The following is a 20929-nucleotide window of genomic DNA, read 5'->3' as shown; positions in this document are numbered from 1 at the left end:
ACGGTCACCCCGGCCTCCGTCCCGCACTGCGTGAGCAGCTTCACCCAGTCGGAGGAGTCGTCGAACTGCGGGTAGGGGTCCCAGATCGTGTAGGTCCCGCCCCCGGCGGCCTGGCTCGCGCCCGCCGAGGCGACACCGGCGCCGTCGGAGCCGCCGGACGGTGACGAGCAGGCGGCCAGTCCGGTGGCGGCCGCGAGGATCGCCGCACCCATCCCTGCCGCACGCCGGCCGCTTGACCCTGGTCTCATTGACGTGACCTCCACTGACAGCGTTACGCGCCTGTTTCCGATCGAAGTCGAACCGATTCGGCGAATCGGTTCGCTGACGATAGGCCCGGCCCGTCGCACGCGTCAATGGGGTTCGCGGCACGAATTGCGGAGACCTGGCCGGCGACATGGTCGGCGACCTGGGCGGGGACCTGGCGGGGACCTGGACGGACGCATGGCCGGTTGGCCGCAGACGCCTTCCGCGGCGTGCGCCGCACGGCTTCCCGGGTTCGCGCCAGCCGTCGTCCGGCGCGGGCCGTGCCAGGTGCCGGCAGGCGCCGGCGTATGTAGGCGTGTGTCGGCGAGATGACGATGGCGTGCCGGAAGGGTTTCCGGCCCTTGACCGTTTCCCGGCACCCCGCTTATCGTCCAGTCGAATCGATTCGCCGAACCGATTCGACGTCTCCCGTGATTCCCCCCCATCACTCACCCCCCGAATGGGACAGCGCATGGCCGTACCCTTGTCCGGGCGAGCACGCAGGCTCGCGCCTCATGCCGTTCTCGCCTCCGCCCTCGTGACGACCGCGATCCCCCTTGCCGCCTTGCCGGCGCACGCCTTCCCGGCGCACTCCTTACCGGCACTCAGCGCCGACTCACCGGCACTCGTCCTCCACTACGACTTCGACGGCGACCTGTCGAGCGGCGTGGTCGAGGACGACTCCCCCTCCGGCCTCGACGGAGCCCTGGCCAATCCCGGCTCGGCCAAGACCACCGTGGGCCCCGACGGCACGCAGGCCCTGTCGCTGCCCGGCGGACCGACCGGCTCGGCGACCGCCCCCTACGTGACGATCCCGAACGGCCTGTTCCGCGACCTCCACGCCATGACCATCTCCACCTGGCTCAAGTGGGCGGGCGGCGCCGACTTCCAGTGGGTCTACAACCTCGGCAAGGACAACGCGACCGCCACCTTCGTCACCCCGTCGTACGCCGGCGACGCCACCACCAGGTCGTCCATCAAGCCGGTCAACGGCAACGCCGAGGTGGGGGTGCCGGGCGCGCAGAAGCTGCCCACCGGTCAGTGGGTCAACCTCGTCACCACGATCGACGGCAAGACCCTCACCTACTACGTGAACGGCGTGCCCATCGGCAGCACCACCGCCCAGATCGACCTGGCCGCGGTGATGCACTCCGACCGCAACAGCACCTCCGGCTTCCTGGGCAAGCCGTTCTGGGGCGGGCACCCGTTCCTGGCGGGCGACCTGGACGACTTCCGCGTCTACGACGCCGCCATGAACGCCGAGCAGGTCGCGGCGCTCGCCGGAGACCGCAAGGCCTCGGTCACCAAGGTCGAGCAGGCCTCCTTCGCGATCACCACCTACCCGGGCATCGCGCCGGCACTGCCCGCGACCGTCAACGCGCAGTTCTCCGACGGCATCCGCCGGGGCGTGCCGGTCGTCTGGGAGGCGGTCGACCCGGCCGCGTACGCCAGGCCGGGGCAGTTCACGGTCGAGGGCTCCGCCTACGGGAGCACGGTCCAGGCCACGGTCAAGGTCGTCGCCAACGACCTGACCGTCGACCTCGGCACCGAGACCGGCGCCTTCCACGGCGGCGCGTCCGGCACCCTGTACGGCGTGTACGGCGAGGGCGTGCCGACCTCCAACCTCCTTGAGGGCATGCGGCTGCGCACGGTCGCGACGAAGGCCCAGGACGGCCCGCAGCACCCCGGCGCCGACGCGCTGGAGGTGGTCAAGCCGCTCGCCGACAGCACCGGCGGCGACGTGTACATCTACATGACCGACATCTACCGGGGCTTCCCCTACGAGTGGCCCGGCACCACGCCCGAGGCCAGGCTGAACGACTTCAAGGCCAAGATCGCCAAGCAGGTCGACCAGGTCCGCACGCTCGACCCGAAATATCAGGACCACATCGTCTTCGTGCCGTTCAACGAGCCCGAGGGCAACATGTTCGGCACCGGCACGTGGAGCTACAACAAGATCAGCTGGCTGAGCGACCCCCAGTACTACTTCAAGGCCTGGGACGAGGTCAACGCCCTGATCAAGGGCAAGCTGCCGAAGGCCAGGATCGCCGGCCCCAACAGCAGCGTCCTGTACGACCAGGTGCAGGGCTTCCTGCGGCACGCCGTGCAGGCCGGGACGGTCCCCGAGGTCATGACCTGGCACGAGCTGGGCGACCCGGCCCGCATCCGCACCAACGTGGCGAAGTATCGCCAGTGGGAGCAGGCCATCTTCGTGGGCACCCCGTATGAGGGCAGGCAACTTCCGATCAACCTCGACGAGTACGCATTCAACTACCACACGTCGGTGCCCGGCCAGATGGTCCAGTGGGCCTCGGCCATCGAGGAGTCGAAGGTCGACGCCGACATCGCGTACTGGAACATCGACGGCAACCTGTCCGACTCGGCCGTCCAGGCCAATCGCGGCAACGGCCAGTGGTGGCTGCTCCACGCCTACGGCCAGATGACCGGCAACACGGTCAAGGTCACCCCGCCGCGGCCGAATGTCAGCTACACCCTGCAGGGCGTCGCGACGCTCGACAAGGACAAGGCGCAGGCCCGCGCGCTGTTCGGCGGAGCGTCCGGTCTCGTCGGCGTTCACTTCGACAACGTCGACACCGCGCTGTTCGGCCGCAAGGGGTTCGCCGGCACGGTACACGCCCTGGTCCAGGAGATCCCGTGGACCGGCCAGATCGGCGACTCCGCGCAGCCCCGGGTCGTCGCCGAGCTGAACCAGAAGGTGACGGACGGCTCGGTGACCGTCGAGTTCGGGTCCGCGCTGCCCGCCCTGAAGGAGTCGTCGGCCTACCAGATCATCCTCACCCCCGGCGACCACGCCGCCTCCGGCACTCCGGCGACCACGCTCTGGCAGGCCACGTACGAGGCGGAGGACGCCGGCCACACCGGCACGGGGTACAGCCGCAACGGTCCTGAGGGGACTCCGTCCGACGTCGGCAAGTTCTACACCTCCGGCGGCTACGACGTCGGCGGGCTGCGCACCGGCTCCGACGTCACGCTGAACTTCCCGGTGTCGGTCCCGCAGGACGGCACGTACGACCTGTCGGTCTTCGCGAACTCGCTGAACACCTACGGCGCGGTCCAGGAGCAGGGCCCGACCAACGTCTTCCTCCGCGTCGACGGCGAGGACGAGCAGGAGCTCCACCTTCCGCTGGGGTACAAGTGGGTGGTCTGGGACCACACCGACACGAAGGTCGCCCTGTCCAAGGGGGACCACACGATCACCCTGGCCGCCAGGAGCCTCGACGGCACCGGCGCCACCAAGGGGGACGCGATCGTCGACAAGATCGACTTGACCCTCGCCAACCCAGCCGCGAGCGAGTCCGTCTACGAGGCCGAGTACGCCACGCTCGACGGAGCGCGCCCCGGCTACGGCGAGAAGAAGGTGTCCGGCTCCGGTGTGGCCGACCTGCGCAAGGGGCAGTCGGCGACGTTCTGGGTGTACTCCCCCGGCGACGGCGAGTCCACGCTGGGTGTCGACCTGCGCGGCGGCGGCAAGGGCACGCTGACCGTCAACGGGCAGGACATCGCCGAGCCGTCCGGGTCCTCCCAGGTCAAGGCATTCCTGTCCGGCGGCGTCAACAAGGTCACCTACACCGCGCGGACGGGCAGGGTGCGGCTGGACCGGCTGCGGGTGGAGAAGACCGAGGGCGCGCTCACGCCGACCTGGTACGAGGCCGAGTCGGCCCACGTCGCCGGCGCCGCCAAGGTGGCCGCCTATCCGCTGGCGAGCGGCGGGAAGGCCGTCACCGGCATCGGCGGCGCCCCCGGCGACGCCGGCACCCTCACCTTCGACGTCACCGCGCCCGCGAACGGGACGTACGCGCTGACGGTTCGCTACTCCAACCCCGAGCAGTCTCCCGCGTCCCACTACAACCCCGACCCGCTGGCCCGCCACGCCGAGATCTCCGTCAACGGCGCCGCACCGCGGCGGGCCTGGTTCCCCCACTCCTTCCACGCCGACAACTTCTGGGAGCTGACCATCCCCGTTCAGCTCACGAAGGGAGCCAACACCGTCGCCTTCGACTCACGGGAACTGCCGAACTTCGACGGCACCACCTACATCTCCGCGACCTTCCCCGACATCCTGCTCCGATCGCAGTACGCCCCGATCATTGACAAGATCGCGGTCACGCCGCTCGCCAAGTAACCCGATCTCCGCGTAACACGCCGGGCACCTCAGCCGGGCGGGGCCGACGGCCCCGCCCGGCGTTGTTGTTCTCAGCGGGATTCAGCCGGGCGGGAGCGGACGCCGTCGAGGGCCATGCCCAGCACCCGCTCACGCTGGTCGTCGTCGACGAACCCGCCCCCGGTGATGCCGGAGATCATCCGCAGGACGTCGTCGAAGGTCACGTCGCCGCGGACCGCTCCGGCCTCCTTCGCCCGGTCGAACAGCGGCCCCCCCGCCTCGTACATGGCGGTCCGGCTCGACCGCATCATCTCCGAGTCGCGGTTGAGCGCCTCGGAGATCGCCCGCTTGGTGGCCGCGTAGTCCACGAACCGCCGCAGCCAGGCGGCCAGCGCCTCCCACGGCGGCAGGTTCGCGACCTGCCCCGCGGCGCCGCACAACTCGTCGATCTCGTCCAGGTACACGCTGTCGAACAGGTCCTGCCGCGTGGGGAAGTTCCGGTAGAGCGTGCCGATGCCGACGCCGGCGCGCCGGGCGATGTCCTCCAGGGAGGCCGTCGTGCCGTGTTCGGCGAACGCCTCGCGCGCGGCGGCGAGCAGCGCGTCGAAGTTGCGCCGCGCGTCCGCGCGCTGGGGGCGTCGCACCCTCGTCCGGGGGCCCTCGGCCGCCTTCTCCGTCACCGGTCTTCCTCCCGAAGTTGAAGTGGAGGCATCCCTCCGATAATGTGGAGGCACGCCTCGACTTTAGCAGGCGGGCATTCGCGTTGGCGTCTTCCGGCCAACGCCGTCCTGATCGTCATCTTTGCCGCACGCCGTCCCGTGGCCGGGGCGGCGTCGCCGCCGCGCCTCGTCGCGCGGGCTCCTCCTGTCGAAGGATGTTCGATGTCACGCACCACCTCGCCACAACGGCTGACCTTCCTCGCGCTGGCAGCCGCCACGGCCTCGTTCTCCATGCTGCAGTCCCTGGTCAGCCCCGTGCTGTCCACCATCCAGCACGACCTGCACACCAGCCAGAGCACGGTGACCTGGGTGCTCACCGCCTGGCTGCTGTCCGCGTCCGTCGCCACGCCCTTGATGGGCCGCATCGCCGACATGATCGGCAAGGACCGCACGCTGCTCATCGCACTGGGCGCCATCGCGCTCGGCTGCCTCATCGCCGCCGTCGCCCCCAACGTCGGGGTGCTCATCGTCGGACGGATCGTGCAGGGGCTCGGCGGCGCCGTGTTCCCCGTGTCGTTCGGGATCGTGCGCGACGAGTTCCCCGCCAACCGGGTGCCCTCGATGGTGGGCGTCATCTCCGCCGTCATCGCCGCAGGCGGCGGCGTCGGGATCGTGCTCGCCGGCCCGATCGTCGACGCCCTCGGCTGGCGCTGGCTGTTCTGGATCCCCACGATCGTCGTCGTCGCCACCGCGTTCCTGGCCTACCGCAGTGTGCCCCGGTCCCCACTGCGCACGCCCGGCCGGGTCAACTGGACGGCCGCGGCGCTGCTGTCCGGATGGCTGGTGGCACTGCTGGTCCCGCTCACCGAGGCGTCCGCCTGGGGCTGGAGTTCGGCCGCCGTCATCGCGCCGCTCGCCGCCGCCGTGGTGCTGTTCGCCGCGTGGATCGCGGTCGAGCTGCGCTCGCGCGACCCGCTGATCGACATGCGCATGATGCGGCTTCCGGCCGTGTGGACGACCAACCTGGTGGCGCTGCTGTTCGGCGCCGGCATGTTCGCCTCGTACGCGTTCCTGCCGCAGTTCATGCAGATACCGGCGGCCGTGACGGGCTACGGCTTCGGGTCGAGCGTGACCGAGGCCGGGCTGCTGATGCTGCCCATGCTCGTCACGATGGCCGTCGCCGGCACGGTGAGCGGCCCGATCTCCCGCGTCGCCGGGGTCAAGGCCCAGCTCGTGGTAGGATGCGCGCTCGGCGCGCTGGCGAGCGCCGGCGTCGCCCTCTGGCACGACCGGCCCTGGCAGCTCGCCGTCGCGACCGCCGTGTTCGGGCTCGGTCTCGGCCTGGCCTACGCCTCGATGACCAACCTGATCGTGCAGAGCGTGCCGGCCGGTCAGACCGCCGTCGCCGGCGGAATGAACACCAACATCCGCACCATCGGCGGCTCCATCGGCACCGCCGTGGTCAGCTCCGTCATCACCGGTCACCTGCGCCCCGACGGCCTGCCGTACGAGTCGGGCTTCACCACCGCCTTCCTCGTGATGGCCGTGACCCTGGCGGCAACCGTCGCCGTGGCGCTGCTGGTCCCGGGGGCGCGCCGCCGTACGGTGCCCGCCGGCGAAGCGGCCGCCCGGGTCCCAGCGGGCACGGTGGGCACGGTGGGCACGGTGGGCACGGCCCGCTGAACATCACGCGAAGGAGACACATCATGCAGAGGACATGGCTCATCACCGGCGCGTCCCGGGGCCTGGGACACGCGCTCGCCCGGGAGGTGCTCGAACGCGGCGACCGCCTCGTGGCCACCGCCCGCCGGCCGGAACTGCTCGACGACCTCGTCCGGGCCCACGGCGACCGGGCGCGCGCCGTCGCGCTGGACGTCACCGACGCCGCGGCGGCGCAGCGGGCCGTTCGGCTGGCCGTCGAGGAGTTCGGCGCGCTGGACGTGCTGGTGAACAACGCGGGGTACGCCAACTCCTCGCCCATCGAGGAGACCACCGACGAGGATTTCCGGGCGCAGTTCGAGACCAACCTGTTCGGCGTCGTCACCATGACCCGGGCCGCGCTGCCGGTGCTGCGCGCGCAGCGGTCCGGTCACATCCTGCAGATCGGCTCGGTGGGCGGCCGGGTCGGGGGCACGCCGGGGCTCGGCGCCTACCAGTCCGCCAAGTTCGCCGTCGAGGGGTTCTCCGAGGTGCTGAACAGCGAGGTCCGGCCGTTGGGGATCACCGTGGTCATCGTCGAGCCGGGCGGGTTCCGTACGGACTGGGGCGGCTCGTCGATGCGCATCCCGCCGGTGGGACCGGACTACGAGCAGACCGTCGGCCGGGTCAACGCCTACCGGCGAGCGGTGGACGGCGCCCAGCCGGGCGACCCTCGGCGGGCGGCCAGGGTGATCGCCGAGCTGGTCGACGTGGACGATCCGCCGCTGCGGCTGCTGCTCGGCTCCGACGCGCTGCGCCTGGCCGAGCAGGCGTCCCGCTCCCGCGCGGCCGAGACGGAGCGCTGGGCCGCCGTCAGCCGTTCGACGGATTTCGACGGGGTCGTGGGGCTGACCGAGGAGCCGGTCGCCCGCCTCCTCGCGCACGGCGAACGGTGACGGCCTCGGCCGGTGGAGGGGCGGCCGGGTCAGGCCCGCAGCTCGGGGAACTGGTCGTCCCGCCACTCCCCGGACAGCGAGGTGCCGGCCTGCGCGGCGTCGCTCTCCCTGGCCCGCAGCTCGACCCTGCGGATCTTCCCCGAGATGGTCTTGGGCAGCTCGGCGAACTCGAGCCGGCGCACCCGCTGGTAGGGCGCGAGCCTGTCACGGGCGTGCCGCAGGATGGCCGCGGCGGTCTCCCGGTTCGGCTCCCACCCCGCGGCCGGCACCACGTACGCCTTGGGCACGGCGAGGCGGATCGGGTCGGGGGCGGGCACGACCGCCGCCTCCGCCACGGCGGGATGCTCGATGAGCACGCTCTCCAGCTCGAACGGCGAGATCTTGTAGTCGGACGCCTTGAACACGTCGTCGGTGCGTCCCACGAAGGTGATCGAGCCGTCGGCGTCCCGGACCGCGACGTCGCCGGTGTGGTAGAGGCCCCCGGACATGGCCCCCTCCTCACCGTCCAGGTATCCGGTCATCAGGTTGACCGGGCGGGCGGCGAGGTCGAGGCAGATCTCGCCCTCGTCCGCCGGGAGGCCGGTCACCGGGTCGACGACGACGACCGGGACGCCGGGAAGGGGGCGGCCCATCGAGCCGGGCTTCACGGGCACGCCGGGCGTGTTGGCGATCAGGGCGGTCGTCTCCGTCTGGCCGTACCCGTCCCGCACCGTCAGCCCCCAGGCCCGCTCCACCTGGGTGATGACCTCGGGATTCAGCGGCTCCCCCGCGGCGACCGCCTCACGCAGGCCGCCCGGCCCGTCTCCGAGGTCGGCCTGGATGAGCATCCGCCAGACCGTGGGCGGCGCGCAGAACGTGGTGACCCCGGCGCGGCGGATCTGCCCGAGCAGGGCGGCGGCGTCAAAGCGGGAGTAGTTGTGCACGAACACCGTCGCCTCGGCGTTCCACGGCGCGAACAGGCAGCTCCAGGCGTGCTTGGCCCAGCCGGGCGAGCTGATGTTGAGGTGGACGTCGCCCGGCCGCACCCCGATGAAGTACATCGTCGTCAGGTGCCCCACCGGATAGGACACCTGGGTGTGCCGCACGAGCTTGGGCCTGCTCGTCGTCCCCGAGGTGAAGTACAGCAGAAGCGGGTCGCCGGGAGAGGTCCGGGCCTCGAAGGGGCCCGGCTCCGGCGTCGCGTAGGCGTCGCCGTACCGGAGCCACCCGATCGCCTCGCCCACGCACACCCGGCCGTACTCTCCCGGCACGCCGTCGAACTTGTGCGTGTCGGCCGCGTTGACGATGACGTGCCGGGCGCGTCCCCGCCCTATGCGGTCGGCGAGGTCCGCCGCGCCCAGGGCGGTGGTCGCCGGCATGATCACCGCGCCGAGCTTCATCACCGCCAGCATCGACTCCCACAGTTCGACCTGGTTGCCGAGCATCAGCAGCACGTGGTCGCCCTTGCCGACCCCCTGGGCGGCCAGCCAGGCCGCCACCTGGTCGGAACGGCGGGCCATCTCGTCGAAGGAGTAGCGCCGCTCGGAGCCGTCCTCCTCCACGATCCACAACGCCGTGCGGGGGTTGCCCCGGGCGATCGCGTCGAACCAGTCCGTGGCCCAGTTGAACCTGTCGCCGAAGACCGGCCAGGCGAACTCGCGTGCCGCCCGCTCGGGCTCCTCCCTCAGGCTGAGCAGCAGGTCGCGGGCTTGCCTGAAGACATGGGTGCTGGTCGTCTCGCTCACGGTGACTCCCTCTGTCGCGCAGGCCACTGTCGCGCAGGCCACGGAGGTCAACGTACGACCGTCGCTCGCGTCATGTCACCCCCGAAGATCCGCCACCAGCGCGCCGGCGACGGTCGTGCGCCGGGGCTTCGCGCCGCGGCGCCGCACGTGGCAGGACCGGGCTGCGCCGCCCAGCGGAGCCCGCAGGCGAAAGGGGCGGGGATGAGACGGACCGACTACGACACGGAGCAATACCAGGACTACGCGCGCGGCCGCGCGCTCACCGAGCAGCAGTTGCAGGCGTGGATGACCGCATTCGAAGCTCTGCTGCCCGAGCAGCGCCCGCTGGCCGGGTTGGACGTCGGCTCGGGGACCGGCAGGTTCACCCCCGCGCTGGCACGAGCGTTCGGGCCGGTGACCGGCGTCGAGCCGTCGGTCCGCATGCGCGAGATCGCGCAGGCGCAGTCACAGCATCCCGGTGTGCGATACCTGGCAGGCTGCGCCGAGGACATTCCGGTCCCGTCCGCCGGCGCGGACTACGCCGTCATGCTGCAGGCCTGGCACCACGTCCAGGACAAGCCACGGGCAGCCCGGGAGCTGGCCAGGGTGCTCAGGCCCGGCGGGCGGCTGCTACTGCGCTCCGGGTTCAGCGACCACATGCCCAGGATCTGGTGGCTGGAGTATTTCCCCCGCGGCTTCGAGGTGGACGCCTCCCTGTTTCAGCCGCTGCACGAGGTGATCGAAACATTCACTTCGGCCGGCTGGCGCGTCGCCGGCTTCGACACGGTCACAGAGCCGTCCTCCGGCACCCGTGGTGAGGCGCTCGAACGGCTGCGCCTGCGCACCCATTCCGTCTTCGCTCACTTCACTCCGGACGAGCTGGAAGTCGGTTTCCGCCGCCTGGAGCAGGCTGTTGCCACAGATCCCGGGGCGTCGGCGCCTGCGGATCCTGCGCCTCTGCTCACGCTCGAACGGTAGCGCTCCACCGCCGCGCAGACCGTTGTCACATCCCGGCCTCCGCGTCGTCGGGTTCCTCGTCGCCGTCGGCGGCGAGGAGGGTGCCCTCGGTGAGGGCGGGGGCGCGGCGGCTCGGCCGGAGGCCGAGCAGTGTTTCGGCCAGCTCCTCGTTGCCGGAGAAACCGGCGTCGGCGTCGATGGTCTGGGCGCCGTCCCAGAGCATCAGCATCGCCGACACCGCGTGCGCGCTCTTGTCGTGGTGCATGTCGTAGTGCGCGGCCATCGGCACGGTGTCGAAGTGGACCCACAGGTCGTGGCCGGTCATGAACAGGTCGAGGCCGAACTTCACGGTCAGGCCCAGCAGCTCGGGCTTGTACCGGTCGTCGATGCCGGCGAACGCCTCGTCCAGCGCGATCACGCGCGGGCACGTGGGCTTGGCGGACGAGTAGAGGGCGTTGGCCGCGGCGAACAGCGGGAGGTGGATGGCCGCGGACTTCTCCCCGCCGGACATCTCCTCGTGCTTGGCCCGGGTGAGCTTCACCTCCTTGTCCCCCGGCACGGCGAGCACCAGCTCGAAGCCGTACCAGGTGCGGTAGTCGAGCACGTCGGCCAGGGCCTGCTTGTAGGTGGCGCGCGGATGGGCGGCCCGGTAGTCGCGGATCATCTCCCGCAGCAGGCCGCGCAGCTCGGCCAGCCCGGCCGCGCCGAGCCCCTGCGCGTCCCGGTCGAGGAGCCGCGACACCGCGACCTGCCGGTCGTTCAGCCGGTCGGAGCGGCCCCATCGGATGCCGATCCTGGTGCCGGACGACATGGGCCGTGACCGGGTGTCCTCGTTCATCCCGCGCACCAGGTCGCGTGCGGTGCGGACCCGGTCGTGCACCTGCTGGGCGAGCGCGGTGAGCAACTCGTCCTCCAGCACGGTCCGCTCCCGCTCCTCCAGCAGCGTTCCCTGTTCCTGGACGCGGTCGGCGACCCGCCGGGCGAACGCGGCGACCGGATTGCGGCCGCCCTCGTCGCTGACGTAGACCATGACGACGCCGGTGGGGTCGTGCTCCAGGCGGTAGTCCTCGGCGCAGCCGTCGAGCGCGTCCTGGAAGGTCCGCAGCGAGGCCGACAGCCGGGTCGCGGCGCTCTTGAGCGTGCTCTCCCCGGGCACGCGGATGTCGGCCGTCCCCGCGGCGAAGGCGTCCAGCAGCGCGGACACGTCCCCCGGCAGCATCCGGCCGACCAGGGCGGCGGCATCGGGCGGCGGTCCGCCTGCCTGCCCGGCGCCGGGGTGGGCCGACAGCTCCGCCGCCGCCGACGCGGCCGCCTCCGCCGGTTCGGGCCAGCCGACGTCGGCGGGCCACGGCGCGGTGGCGGTGACGCCGAGCAGCGGGCGCAGCTCCGGATGCGCGTACGGCCCGAACGCCGCCACGTGCTCGAAGAGGTGCCCGAGCGCCTGGCCGAGGGAAGCCTGGCCGTGCCTGAGGTCGGCCTGGGCGACGATCAGCGCCTCGTTCTCCCGCGCCGCCGTCGCGGCATGCTCCTCGCACCGCCGGCGGGTCTCGGCGAGGCGCTGCTCAGCCTCGGCGATCTGGGCGAGCACCTCGCGCAGCGGCGCGTCCAAGGCCTCCTCGCCCGTCCTGAGCTCCTCGGCGTCGGCCCGATGCTCCCGCTCCTTGTCCTCCAGGGCGCGGGAGTCCGCGTCGTGCCGCTCACGCTGCCGGGCGATGGCGGCCTGCCGCGACGCGAGGTCCCGCTCCTCGGACGCGGCCCGCTCGCGGCCGTCGTGCAGCCGCTGCGCCGTCGTGAGGAAGTCGTCCACGGCTCGCGCGATCGCGTCGACCTCCGGTTCCGCGACGGGCATGCTCCGTTCCGCCGCGACCTGCCGCAGCCGCCGGCGCGCCGCGTCGACCTGGGCCACCGCGGCGTCGAGGTCGCGGCGGCGGTCCGCGAGCGCCGACCGCGCCTGGGCCAGCAGCGCGGACTCCTGCGACACGCGGGTGACCGCTTCGACGACCGCCGTGGCGGGCGGAAGCTCCCGCCGGGCGCGGGCGAAGTCCTCCAGGCGGCGGTTCGCGCGTGCCAGGTCGCGCTCGGCGTCCTCGTGCGCCCGGCTCGTCTCGCCGATCGTCTCGTCATACTCGGCGAGCCTGGCCGCGCGGCGGTTGGCCCGGTTCGTGGCGCCGATGTACTCGGGCGACGGCTTGGGCAGGGCGCCGAGGAGGAGCCCGAGGCCGAACTGGGCCAGGCCGGTCACCGTCGGCGCCGGTCCGCCCTGCCGCTCCCGGCAGGGCGTGATCGTGTCGGCGACCGCGACCGACCGCAGCACGTCCGCGACGACCGCCGCCGGCACCAGGTCCTGCTTCTCCGGCACGAGGACGTCGGCGAGTGTACGGCCGGACGGGCGGCTCTCCTCGGGAAGCGGGAGCAGGTAGCCGTCGGATTCCAGGAGCGCGACGGCGTCGAGTGTGTGGCGCGCCTCCGGATGCACCCAGGCGGTCAGCAGTCCCGCGCCGTACAGTGCGCCTTCGAGGCCGGCCGCCTCCTTCTCGTCGAGACCGTCGGCGAACCGGACGAGCCGCCACAGAGGCGCCCCCGGGCGTCCGTCGCGGTCCGCCGTCCTGCGGTCGTCGTGCGGCGGCGCCTCGTCGCGTTCCGCCGCGATCTCCTCCCGCTCGCGGCGCAGGCGGACGAGGTCGGCGGCGAGCTCGCGCACCCGCGCGGACAGGCGCTCGGCGGACCTGGCCGCCTCCGTCCGCCGTTCCTCGGTCCGCACGCTGTAGACCTCGGCCAGGGACGGCGCCCCGGCGTCTCCGGCGTGGGCGAGGGCCTCCGCCAGCGCCGCCACATCGGCGGGCTCGGCCACCGCCTCGCCGTCCTCCGGATGCAGGTCTCCTGAAGGCTCGTCTGCCGAGGACTCGTCTTTCGGGGACTCGTCTCCCGGGGACTCATCTTCCAGGGACTCCGACGAGCGGGCCCAGCGGGCGGCCCAGACGTCGAGCGCCTCGTGCGCGAGGCGGCGCGCCGTCGTCAGCGCGGCGTCGGCGGCCTCGCACCGCGCTTCCCGTTCCTCGACGTCCTTGTCCGCCTTGTCCCTGTCGGTCTCCGCCCGCAGGCGGTCCCGCTCCGCGCCCGACACCCTGGCGATCTCGTCGCGGACCTTCGCGACGTCGTCCCGGCGGGCGGTGGCGCGTGCCCTCGCCGTCGTGAGCAGGTCGTCCCCCGTGTCGGCCGGGCCGTCCCCGTCGTGGGAGACTCCGGCCCGCTCCGCCGCGTCGGCGAGATCGGTGGCGTGACGGACGATCGCCGTCCGTGCGCCCTCCAGCCGCTCCGCGAGTTCGCCCGCCTCGCCTTCGAGGGCGGTCAGGTGCTCGGCGCCGTCCGCCAGCCGGGCGCGCTCCCGCTCGATCTCCTCGCCGGTCCTGACGATCTGACGGCGGCGCAGCTCCAGCTCGCCCCGGGCGCGGTAGGCGTCGTCCGCGCGCAACACGGCGAGGCGGCGCTCCAGCCCTTCGCGTTCGGCCTCGGCCGCGGTGGCCGCCGCCGAGGCGGCCTCGCGTGCGGCGGCCGCTTCCCTGCGCGCCTCCTCGGCGCGCACGAGCGTGCGGGCGTGCTCCTCCGCGCCGTCCCTCTCGGTCTGGATGCGGGCGAGCCGGGCCTTCGCATGGGTGCGCAGGTACGCCACGTAGTCGGTCAGGAACGCCCGCACGGCCGCGTCGGCGACCGCGAAGTCGTCGAACTGCTTCTGAACCGCCGCCAGGTTCTCGAAGTCGCGGGCCGCCTGGTCGACGAGCTCCTCGTCGATGGGGCTGAGACCCGAGGTGAGCGTGCCCGAGACCTTGTCGGGGTCGAGGTCCTTGGCCAGCAGCGGGCGGCGCAGCGCCAGCAGCAGATCGAGGAGCTGGGTGTAGCGCTCCCTGCCGAGCCCGAACAGCCGGGCGTCCACCGCGTCCCGATACTGGGTGGCGGTCTCGCTGTGGGCGTCCGGCCCGAGGACGGCCTTGAGCTGCCGCTCGGTGAGCGGCCGGGAGTCGGGCGCAAGCAGCCCGAAGTCGACGCCGAGGCGCTTGCCGGTGACGAAGAACGAGGTCCGCACCCCGTCCCTGTGCCGGTGCGCGCGGATGCCGATGACGAGGGTGACGGTCTCGTCGGTCGCGGCGGGCTCCGCCCCGATCTCCCGCCGGGCGAACTCCATCCACACGTAGCCGTACTCGGCCTCCTGCCCCCGGTAGAGCAGGTTGGACTTCATGGTGCGGTTCTCTCCGCTGAACGGGTCGAGCCGCCGGGCGTCCGCCACGCCGTCGAGGATGAACGGGAAGAGCACCTCCAGCGCCTTGGTCTTGCCCGAGCCGTTGTGCCCGCGCAGCACCAGGCGCCCGTCCGCGAAGGCGAACTCCTCGTCCACGTAGTCCCAGACGTTGATCACACCGGCCCTGCTGGGCTGGAACCGGTCGCTCGGCGGCGTCATCGCTCCTCCTCCTGCGTGAACGAAACCTCCTGGCCGGACGAACCGTGCTGCCCGGACGGATCCTGCTGCCCGGACGAACCCTGCTGGCCGGACGGATCCTGCTGCGCCGCCGGCTCGGGCAGGGCCACCAGCGCCATCTGGCCGCCCGATGTCCGGGTGGGCAGAGCGGCCCGGATGTTGCGGTACCGCAGCGCGGCGGGCAGGACGAGCACGCCGCCGGGCACCGGCCTGAGCAGCGTCAGGTCCGCGAGGAAGCCGATGACGGCGTCGAGCAGCCCGCGGGGATCCTGCTGCCAGGATGTGGTGAACGAGGCCGCCCCGAACTCGTCGTACAGCTCGGTCGTCATCGTCTGCAGGCGGCTGCGCTCCACGAACGGCGCCTGCGCGGGCGCGGGCCGGTCGTCGGGGGACGGCGGCTCGGCCTCGGACGGGGACCAGGCGAGCTGCGCGACGATTCCGTCCCGGGGCAGGCCCGCGTCCATCCGCGCCACAAGGCCGGCCTGGTCGTCGGCGAGCGCGGGCACGGGCAGCGGCTCCGGCACGTGCTCGGGGTCCTCCAGCAGGTCGGCGATCTTCGCCAGCAGCAGCCCCGCCGCCCGGCTCACCGCGTTGCCCCGGCCCGGGAACGGCCGGTCGGTGAAGACGCCGCCCGGATCGGCGAGCATGACGCCCTCCGCACGCTGCTCCAGGACCAGTCCGGTGAACCGGACGAGGTCCTCGGCGAGACCCGGGGCGCGCAGCGCGTCGGCCACCTGCGGCTCGACGTCCGCGTAGTACACCACGGGGAACTCGACGAGCAGCCGCCGCGCCCTGCGGGCCGGGTTCGAGTGCGGCGGCTCGTGCACCAGGCCGGCCGCGCTGGTGAGGTGCTGGACGGGCCGGGCCGGTTTGAACAGCACCGCGCAGATGTCATGGTCGATGTCGTACAGCGCGTCGCCGCGTTCGGTGTCGCGGGCCCACCACTCCAGGCTGCCGTCGGACAGCCGGAGCGCGCCGCGGTCCACCAGCCAGCCCAGCACGTCGACGAGGGCCGCCTTGTGCGATCCGATCGCGGGGTCGAAGCCGAGGCCGTCGATGGCGTTGGCCAGCGGCGTGAAGATCCGCACCAGGTCCGCCAGGCTGATCTCGATGCGGGAGCGCTGGAACGACCCGAGGACCAGGCACAGGTAGGCCAGCCGGCGGCGGTCGAACGGCTTGCCCTTGCGGGAGAAGATCGAGCGCTGCGTCTCGTCGAGGACGTCGAGATGGCGGACCAGCCGCACATGGTGGGTGGTGGCGATCAGCGTGTAGCCGAGCAGCTCACGGAAGTCGCGCGCCATCTCGTCGGCCCAGCGCAGCACCTGGTCGAGCACGCCGGGCCGCGGCCGCTCCTTGGTGATCAGATCGCAGGTCAGCACGCGGCGGACCGCCTGCTGGTAGGAGCCGAGGTCGGCGACGGAGACACCGGCGGCGGCCCCCGCGCGGGGACTCGTCACCTGCCACCCCCTGCTTCCGAACCTGCTTCCGAACCTGCTTTCGAACCCGCCTTGGCCCGTGTCCCCGAACCCGTCTCCGAGCGTGCGCCGGGGCCTGTCACCGGCGTCCGTCCGGCGAGCTCGACCCGGAACCCGGGCAGGTGGAGCAGCCCCTGCGCGGTGCGCACGGCGCTTCCGGTGTCGCTCGGCACGAGCCGGATCATCACGGCGTCGTCGGCGCCGGATCCTCTCTTCAGGCGGCCGGCGACGACCGTTCGTCCCTCCAGCGCCCGCGTCATCAGCTTCAGCAGGACCCGGGTCTCCGACTCGTCGAGCACCCGCCCGTACGCGCCGAGATCCGTCAGGTGACCGGCGGCCTCGCGCTCGGCCGCGCGTTGTCCGGCCTGCTCGCGGCGCAGCGCCGCCCGCGCGCCGGGGTTGCCGCGCACCGGCGCGGGCACGCCCGGGGTCGGCGCCTTGCCGCTGCGGAAGAGCGTGACCGACACCTCCACCCCCGGCGCGTCCCACCAGGTCGCCCGGGGCGAGATCTGTTCGGCGTCCTCGTGGGCGGCGCCGAGGTGCCGTGCGCTCCGCAGGTTGAACGCCGCGCCCATCAGCGCGTGGGCGGCGCCCTCGTCCGGCGCGTTCCAGACCCACTCGGCCAGATGCCGCAGCTGGGTGGCCCGGTTGACGCCGCCGCGCTGCGCCTCCGAGATCTGCCGCAGCAGCGCGATCACCCCCGAGACCGCGATGCGCGTGGCGTTGCGCAGCTCCCCGGCGCGGGACTCCTGCGATCCCTCCGGGGCGAACCACGCCCGCAGGGCCGACCAGCGGCGGCGCCAGTCCTCCAGCCGCTCGTGGCGGTCCACGAAGGGCCGCTCGTCCGCGGCCGCCGCGCGGTCGAGCAGGGAGGCCAGACCGCTCGCCTCGACGTCCCGTACGGCCGTGGCCAGGCGGGGCAGGTAGCGGTCGAGCTCCGCCATGAACTCCGACATGTGCGTCAGCAGGGCGTTCTTGTGGCGAAGGAACGTCTCGGGAGAGGCGTCGGTGGACCGGATGATCTCGCCGAGCGTCACGTGGAAGTGCGCGGAGCGGCGTCCCATGTCCTCCATCACCGAGTCCAGCCGCGACAGCCGGCGGTAGACCTGCTCGCCCTCCCCCGCGCGGTTGGCCGCCGCGAGCGCCTTGAGGTCCTCCAGGATGTCGGAGAAGACCAGCCGCGACAGGTTGGCGTCCTGGATGCGGGCCGCGAGCAGCCCCTCGACCGACGTGTACGCCCAGTAGCCGAGCTCACTGAACTGGTAGACCGACTGCCTGTTGCGGTAGCGGACGAGGTTGCCGGCCCGGGACGCGTCGTCGAACCGGTGCACCACCCCGTCCTCGTACAGGGCGTCCAGCCGGTCGCGCAGGTTGCCGTCGAACGTCGGGACCTCGTCGTGGAGCCGGGCCAGCTCGTTCAGGGCCGCCTGCACCTCACCGGCGTCCACCTGGACCTGGTGCACCTCCCGCAGCCGGTCCATCGCCCGCAGGACCCAGAGATAGGCCACATGGTCGTCGCGCCTGGTGAAGTTGAACAGCCTGAAACGATCGCTGATCGCCAGCGAGTCGAGGTCCAACGCCCTGCGGTCCGCCATCCGGTCCCCCCGATCCATGTCGCGCAGTCCCGCCCACCAGGAGAGGTGGGCGGGGCTCCCCGTGCCGAGAAGACCGTATTGGAGGGCACCGACAGTTGCGACCTGCGTGAGGAGGGGGACCGGGTCTCAGGTGAAACGCACGGCCGTCACGTGCGCCGGGAACGCCTCGATCAGGCTCATCGGAAGGCGGCGACGTTGCGGCCCGCCCAGTCGGCGAAGGACCGGGGAGCACGGCCGAGGACGCGCTCGACGTCCGGGCTGACCCGCCGCTCGGCGTCCGTCGGCTCCCCCAGGATGGCGAGCGTGCCCTCCACCACCTGCTCGGGCATGAACCGCAGCATCTGCGCCCGGGCCTCCTCCCCGGTCTGCTCGGCGAACCGCACCGGCGTGCCGAGCGCGGCGCCGATCGCCGCCGCGCGATCCCTCGGCGTGGTCGGCGCGGGGCCGGTCAGCTCGTAGACGCGGCCGGCGTGCCCGTCCTCGCGCAGGACGGTCGCGGCGACCTCGGCGATGTCGGCCGGGTCGACGGTCGGCAGGCCGATGTCACCGAACGGCGCGGCGGCCGTGCGGCCGCCGCGGACGGACTCCGCCCAGGCGTAGGCGTTGGAGTGGAAGCCGCCAGGCCGCAGGATCGTCCACTCCAGACCGGACCGGCGCACCGCGTCCTCGAAGGCGACAGGGTGACGGTAGAACTCCGGTCTGGTCCCCGCCCCCTGCGAGGACAGCAGGACGACCCGCCGGACTCCGCCCGCCCGGGCGGCGTCGAGGATCGCCTGCGGGTCCTGACCGGCCACCAGCAGGAACAGCGCCTCCGCACCGTCGAAGGCGTCCTTCAGCCCGGCGGGGTCGTCCAGGTCGGCGCGCACCTGCCGTACGCCCTCGGGGAGTTCGGCAGTCCGCCGGGAGACGGCGGTCACCCGCTCCCCCGCGGTGGCGAGCAGGGCGACCACCTGGCCACCGACGTTTCCGCTGGCACCCGTTACCACGATCATCGTTGCTCCCTTGTTAGTTAGTTGGCTGACTGGGAAGAACCGTAGTCGTCCGCGGGGCCACTTGTCCACTCCCAGTCAGTTGACCGACTCACAAATACGGAGAGGCGCCGGCGACGTGACGGCCCGCGCTCGCGTACGGCGATCTCACTGCCCTGGGCGAAAGCCCGGCGGATCGGGAAGCCGGGCCACGCCCGGCCGGAAGAAACTTTCACCGCCATCGCCGGGTTCCCGGCGCGTCAGGACGCCTCGTCGCACCGGGAGACGGCGACGACCGGTCCGGGGCGCCGGGAGCAGGCCGAACGGGCGATTCCCGCCCGCGGCCCGAGCCGGCGCAAGCGTCTTCATCACGCGCGTACGCGGCCGGGCGAGCGCCGACGCATCGGCGCCGCGTGACGGGATCCTTGACGACCCGGGAACCGGCGCTGACACTGAGCGGCAATCCCCGGTGAACGACAGCGTGATCGAGGGCGCCCCCAACCGCGTTTGTTAGCGCTCACATTTGTCCCGTACCGTCCCGTCCCGACGAGAGGCACCCCCCATGGACACCTCCGCACGTTCTCCCGCATGGCCGCGCCGCGTCCTCGCCCTGGCGATCCTGGCGCTGCTCGCGGTCTGTCCGTCCCTTGTGGCCGCCGGCCCCGCCCATGCGGCGACCATCGACACGAGCGCGTCGTACGTGCTGGTCAACCGCAACAGCGGCAAGGCGCTGGACGTCTACAACAGGGCGACGAACGACGGCGCGCCCCTGGTGCAGTGGTCCCGCAACGACGGCACCAACCAGCAGTGGCAGTTCGTCGACTCCGGCGGCGGCTACTACCGCCTCAGGTCGAGTCTCAGCGGCAAGGTCGCCGACATCTCCGGCCGCTCCACCGCCGACGGCGCCGACGTCATCCAGTACACCGACAAGAACGCCACCAACCAGCAGTTCCGGGTCGTCGACACCGACAGCGGCTACGTCAAGCTGATCAACCGCAACAGCGGCAAGGCCCTCGAAATCTGGGAGTGGTCCACCGCCGACGGCGGCCGCGTCTCCCAGTACGCCGACCTCAACGGCGCCAACCAGCAGTGGCAGCTCGTCAAGCTCACCTCCTACCCCGGCCCGGGCTACGTCACCGGTGACGTCACCGTCCACGACCCCGAGGTGACCAAGAAGCCGGACGGCACCTACCTCCTCGCGCACACGGGCGACAACATCACGCTCAAGACCTCGTCCGACCGGACCGCCTGGCGCAACGCGGGCGTGGCCTTCCCCGGCGGGGCCTCCTGGACGCACGCCTACACCAACGGCAGCAACACGCTGTGGGCGCCGGACATCACCTACGTCAACGGCAAGTACTTCATGTACTACGCGGCCTCGACCTTCGGCTCCAACCACTCGGGCATCTTCCTGGCCACCAGCACGACCGGCGCGTCCGGGTCGTGGACCAACCAGGGCCTGGTCATCGAGTCGAACACCTCCGACAACTGGAACGCCATCGATCCCAACCTGGTCGTCGACGACCAGGGCCGCTGGTGGCTCGACTTCGGCTCGTTCTGGTCCGGGATCAAGATGGTCCAACTCGACCCGGCGACCGGAAAGCGGCTGAACAGCACCATCGTCAGCATCTCCGGCCGCAACGGCGGTGCGACCGAGGCGCCGTTCATCTACCGGCACGGCGGTTACTACTACCAGTTCGTCTCCTTCGACCTGTGCTGCAAGGGCGCGTCCAGCACCTACCGCATCATGGTCGGCCGCTCCACCTCGGTCACCGGCCCGTACGTCGACCGGAACGGGACGGCGATGACGTCAGGGGGCGGCACGCAGGTGCTGGCCGGGCACGGAAGCATCCACGGCCCCGGCCACCAGGCCGTCCTCGCCGACAACGACGGAGACATCCTCTTCTACCACTGGTACGCCGACGACGGCTCCTCCCGCCTCGGCATCAACAAGCTCGGCTGGGACGGCGCCGGCTGGCCCTACGTCTACTGAGTTCCCGGACAGGCACGAAGACCGGCGTCCGGTGGAGGTGCGCCACCGGCGATGATTTTCATCTGACTCGGCCTGTCCGGCGAAAAGTTACGATCTCGACGAGATTCGCGTGCCGCTCTGGCGTAGGGCGGCGCGCGGCGGTGTGATT

At 72.2% G+C, this 20929-nt stretch carries 11 protein-coding genes and 1 pseudogene; 5 read left to right on the top strand and 7 right to left on the bottom strand.

The annotated features are described in order from the left end of the window. Positions 1–248: pseudogene (locus FLX07_RS29240) on the bottom strand (hypothetical protein); the annotation flags it as partial. 533 nt (positions 249–781) lie between these two features. On the opposite strand from FLX07_RS29240, the gene FLX07_RS29235 reads away from it, so the two are divergent. Continuing rightward, positions 782–4387: a LamG-like jellyroll fold domain-containing protein gene (locus tag FLX07_RS29235; RefSeq protein WP_208762443.1), complete on the top strand. Its 3606-nt coding sequence runs from the start codon at positions 782–784 to the stop codon at positions 4385–4387. Positions 4388–4458: 71 nt separating this feature from the next. Here FLX07_RS29235 and FLX07_RS29230 read toward each other — a convergent pair whose 3' ends face one another. Beyond that, entirely contained in the window at positions 4459–5046 is a 588-nt protein-coding gene (locus FLX07_RS29230) for a TetR/AcrR family transcriptional regulator (protein WP_142574904.1), read from the bottom strand. Between the two features lie 201 nt (positions 5047–5247). On the opposite strand from FLX07_RS29230, the gene FLX07_RS29225 reads away from it, so the two are divergent. Further along, positions 5248–6708 (top strand): MFS transporter, encoded by a 1461-nt coding sequence (locus FLX07_RS29225; RefSeq protein WP_142574903.1) that lies wholly within the window; start codon positions 5248–5250, stop codon positions 6706–6708. Between the two features lie 23 nt (positions 6709–6731). Next, positions 6732–7619 (top strand): oxidoreductase, encoded by an 888-nt coding sequence (locus tag FLX07_RS29220; protein ID WP_142574902.1) that lies wholly within the window; start codon positions 6732–6734, stop codon positions 7617–7619. 29 nt (positions 7620–7648) lie between these two features. Here FLX07_RS29220 and FLX07_RS29215 read toward each other — a convergent pair whose 3' ends face one another. Continuing rightward, positions 7649–9343 (bottom strand): AMP-binding protein, encoded by a 1695-nt coding sequence (locus FLX07_RS29215; RefSeq protein ID WP_142574901.1) that lies wholly within the window; start codon positions 9341–9343, stop codon positions 7649–7651. A gap of 201 nt (positions 9344–9544) precedes the next feature. On the opposite strand from FLX07_RS29215, the gene FLX07_RS29210 reads away from it, so the two are divergent. Continuing rightward, on the top strand, positions 9545–10300 hold the full coding sequence (locus FLX07_RS29210; protein WP_142574900.1) for a class I SAM-dependent methyltransferase: 756 nt from the start codon (positions 9545–9547) through the stop codon (positions 10298–10300). A 25-nt stretch (positions 10301–10325) separates the two neighbouring features. Here the strand turns inward: FLX07_RS29210 and FLX07_RS29205 are convergent, their stop codons facing one another. The 4 genes from FLX07_RS29205 to FLX07_RS29190 form a co-directional block, all read right to left on the bottom strand. After that, a complete protein-coding gene (locus FLX07_RS29205; protein ID WP_142574899.1) occupies positions 10326–14732 on the bottom strand; it encodes a TIGR02680 family protein in 4407 nt (1468 codons plus the stop codon). Further along, positions 14729–16207, bottom strand: coding sequence for a DUF2398 family protein (locus FLX07_RS29200; RefSeq protein WP_142574898.1), 1479 nt, complete (start codon positions 16205–16207; stop codon positions 14729–14731). The genes FLX07_RS29205 and FLX07_RS29200 overlap by 4 nt, the downstream gene beginning before the upstream one ends. Further along, on the bottom strand, positions 16204–17838 hold the full coding sequence (locus FLX07_RS29195) for a TIGR02677 family protein (protein ID WP_223854124.1): 1635 nt from the start codon (positions 17836–17838) through the stop codon (positions 16204–16206). Before FLX07_RS29195 ends, FLX07_RS29200 begins: the two co-directional genes overlap by 4 nt. A 158-nt stretch (positions 17839–17996) precedes the next feature. Beyond that, entirely contained in the window at positions 17997–18812 is an 816-nt protein-coding gene (locus FLX07_RS29190; protein ID WP_142574897.1) for an NAD(P)H-binding protein, read from the bottom strand. Positions 18813–19350: 538 nt separating this feature from the next. Between FLX07_RS29190 and FLX07_RS29185 the strand changes: the two genes are divergently transcribed. Next, positions 19351–20781: a family 43 glycosylhydrolase gene (locus FLX07_RS29185; RefSeq protein WP_142574896.1), complete on the top strand. Its 1431-nt coding sequence runs from the start codon at positions 19351–19353 to the stop codon at positions 20779–20781. Positions 20782–20929: the final 148 nt, after the last annotated feature.

It is taken from the genome of Microbispora bryophytorum, from assembly GCF_006874465.1.
Classification (GTDB): Bacteria; Actinomycetota; Actinomycetes; order Streptosporangiales; family Streptosporangiaceae; genus Microbispora; species Microbispora bryophytorum.
Note: the sequence above shows the minus strand (reverse complement) of the source record. Positions and strands in the feature narration are given on the sequence as shown.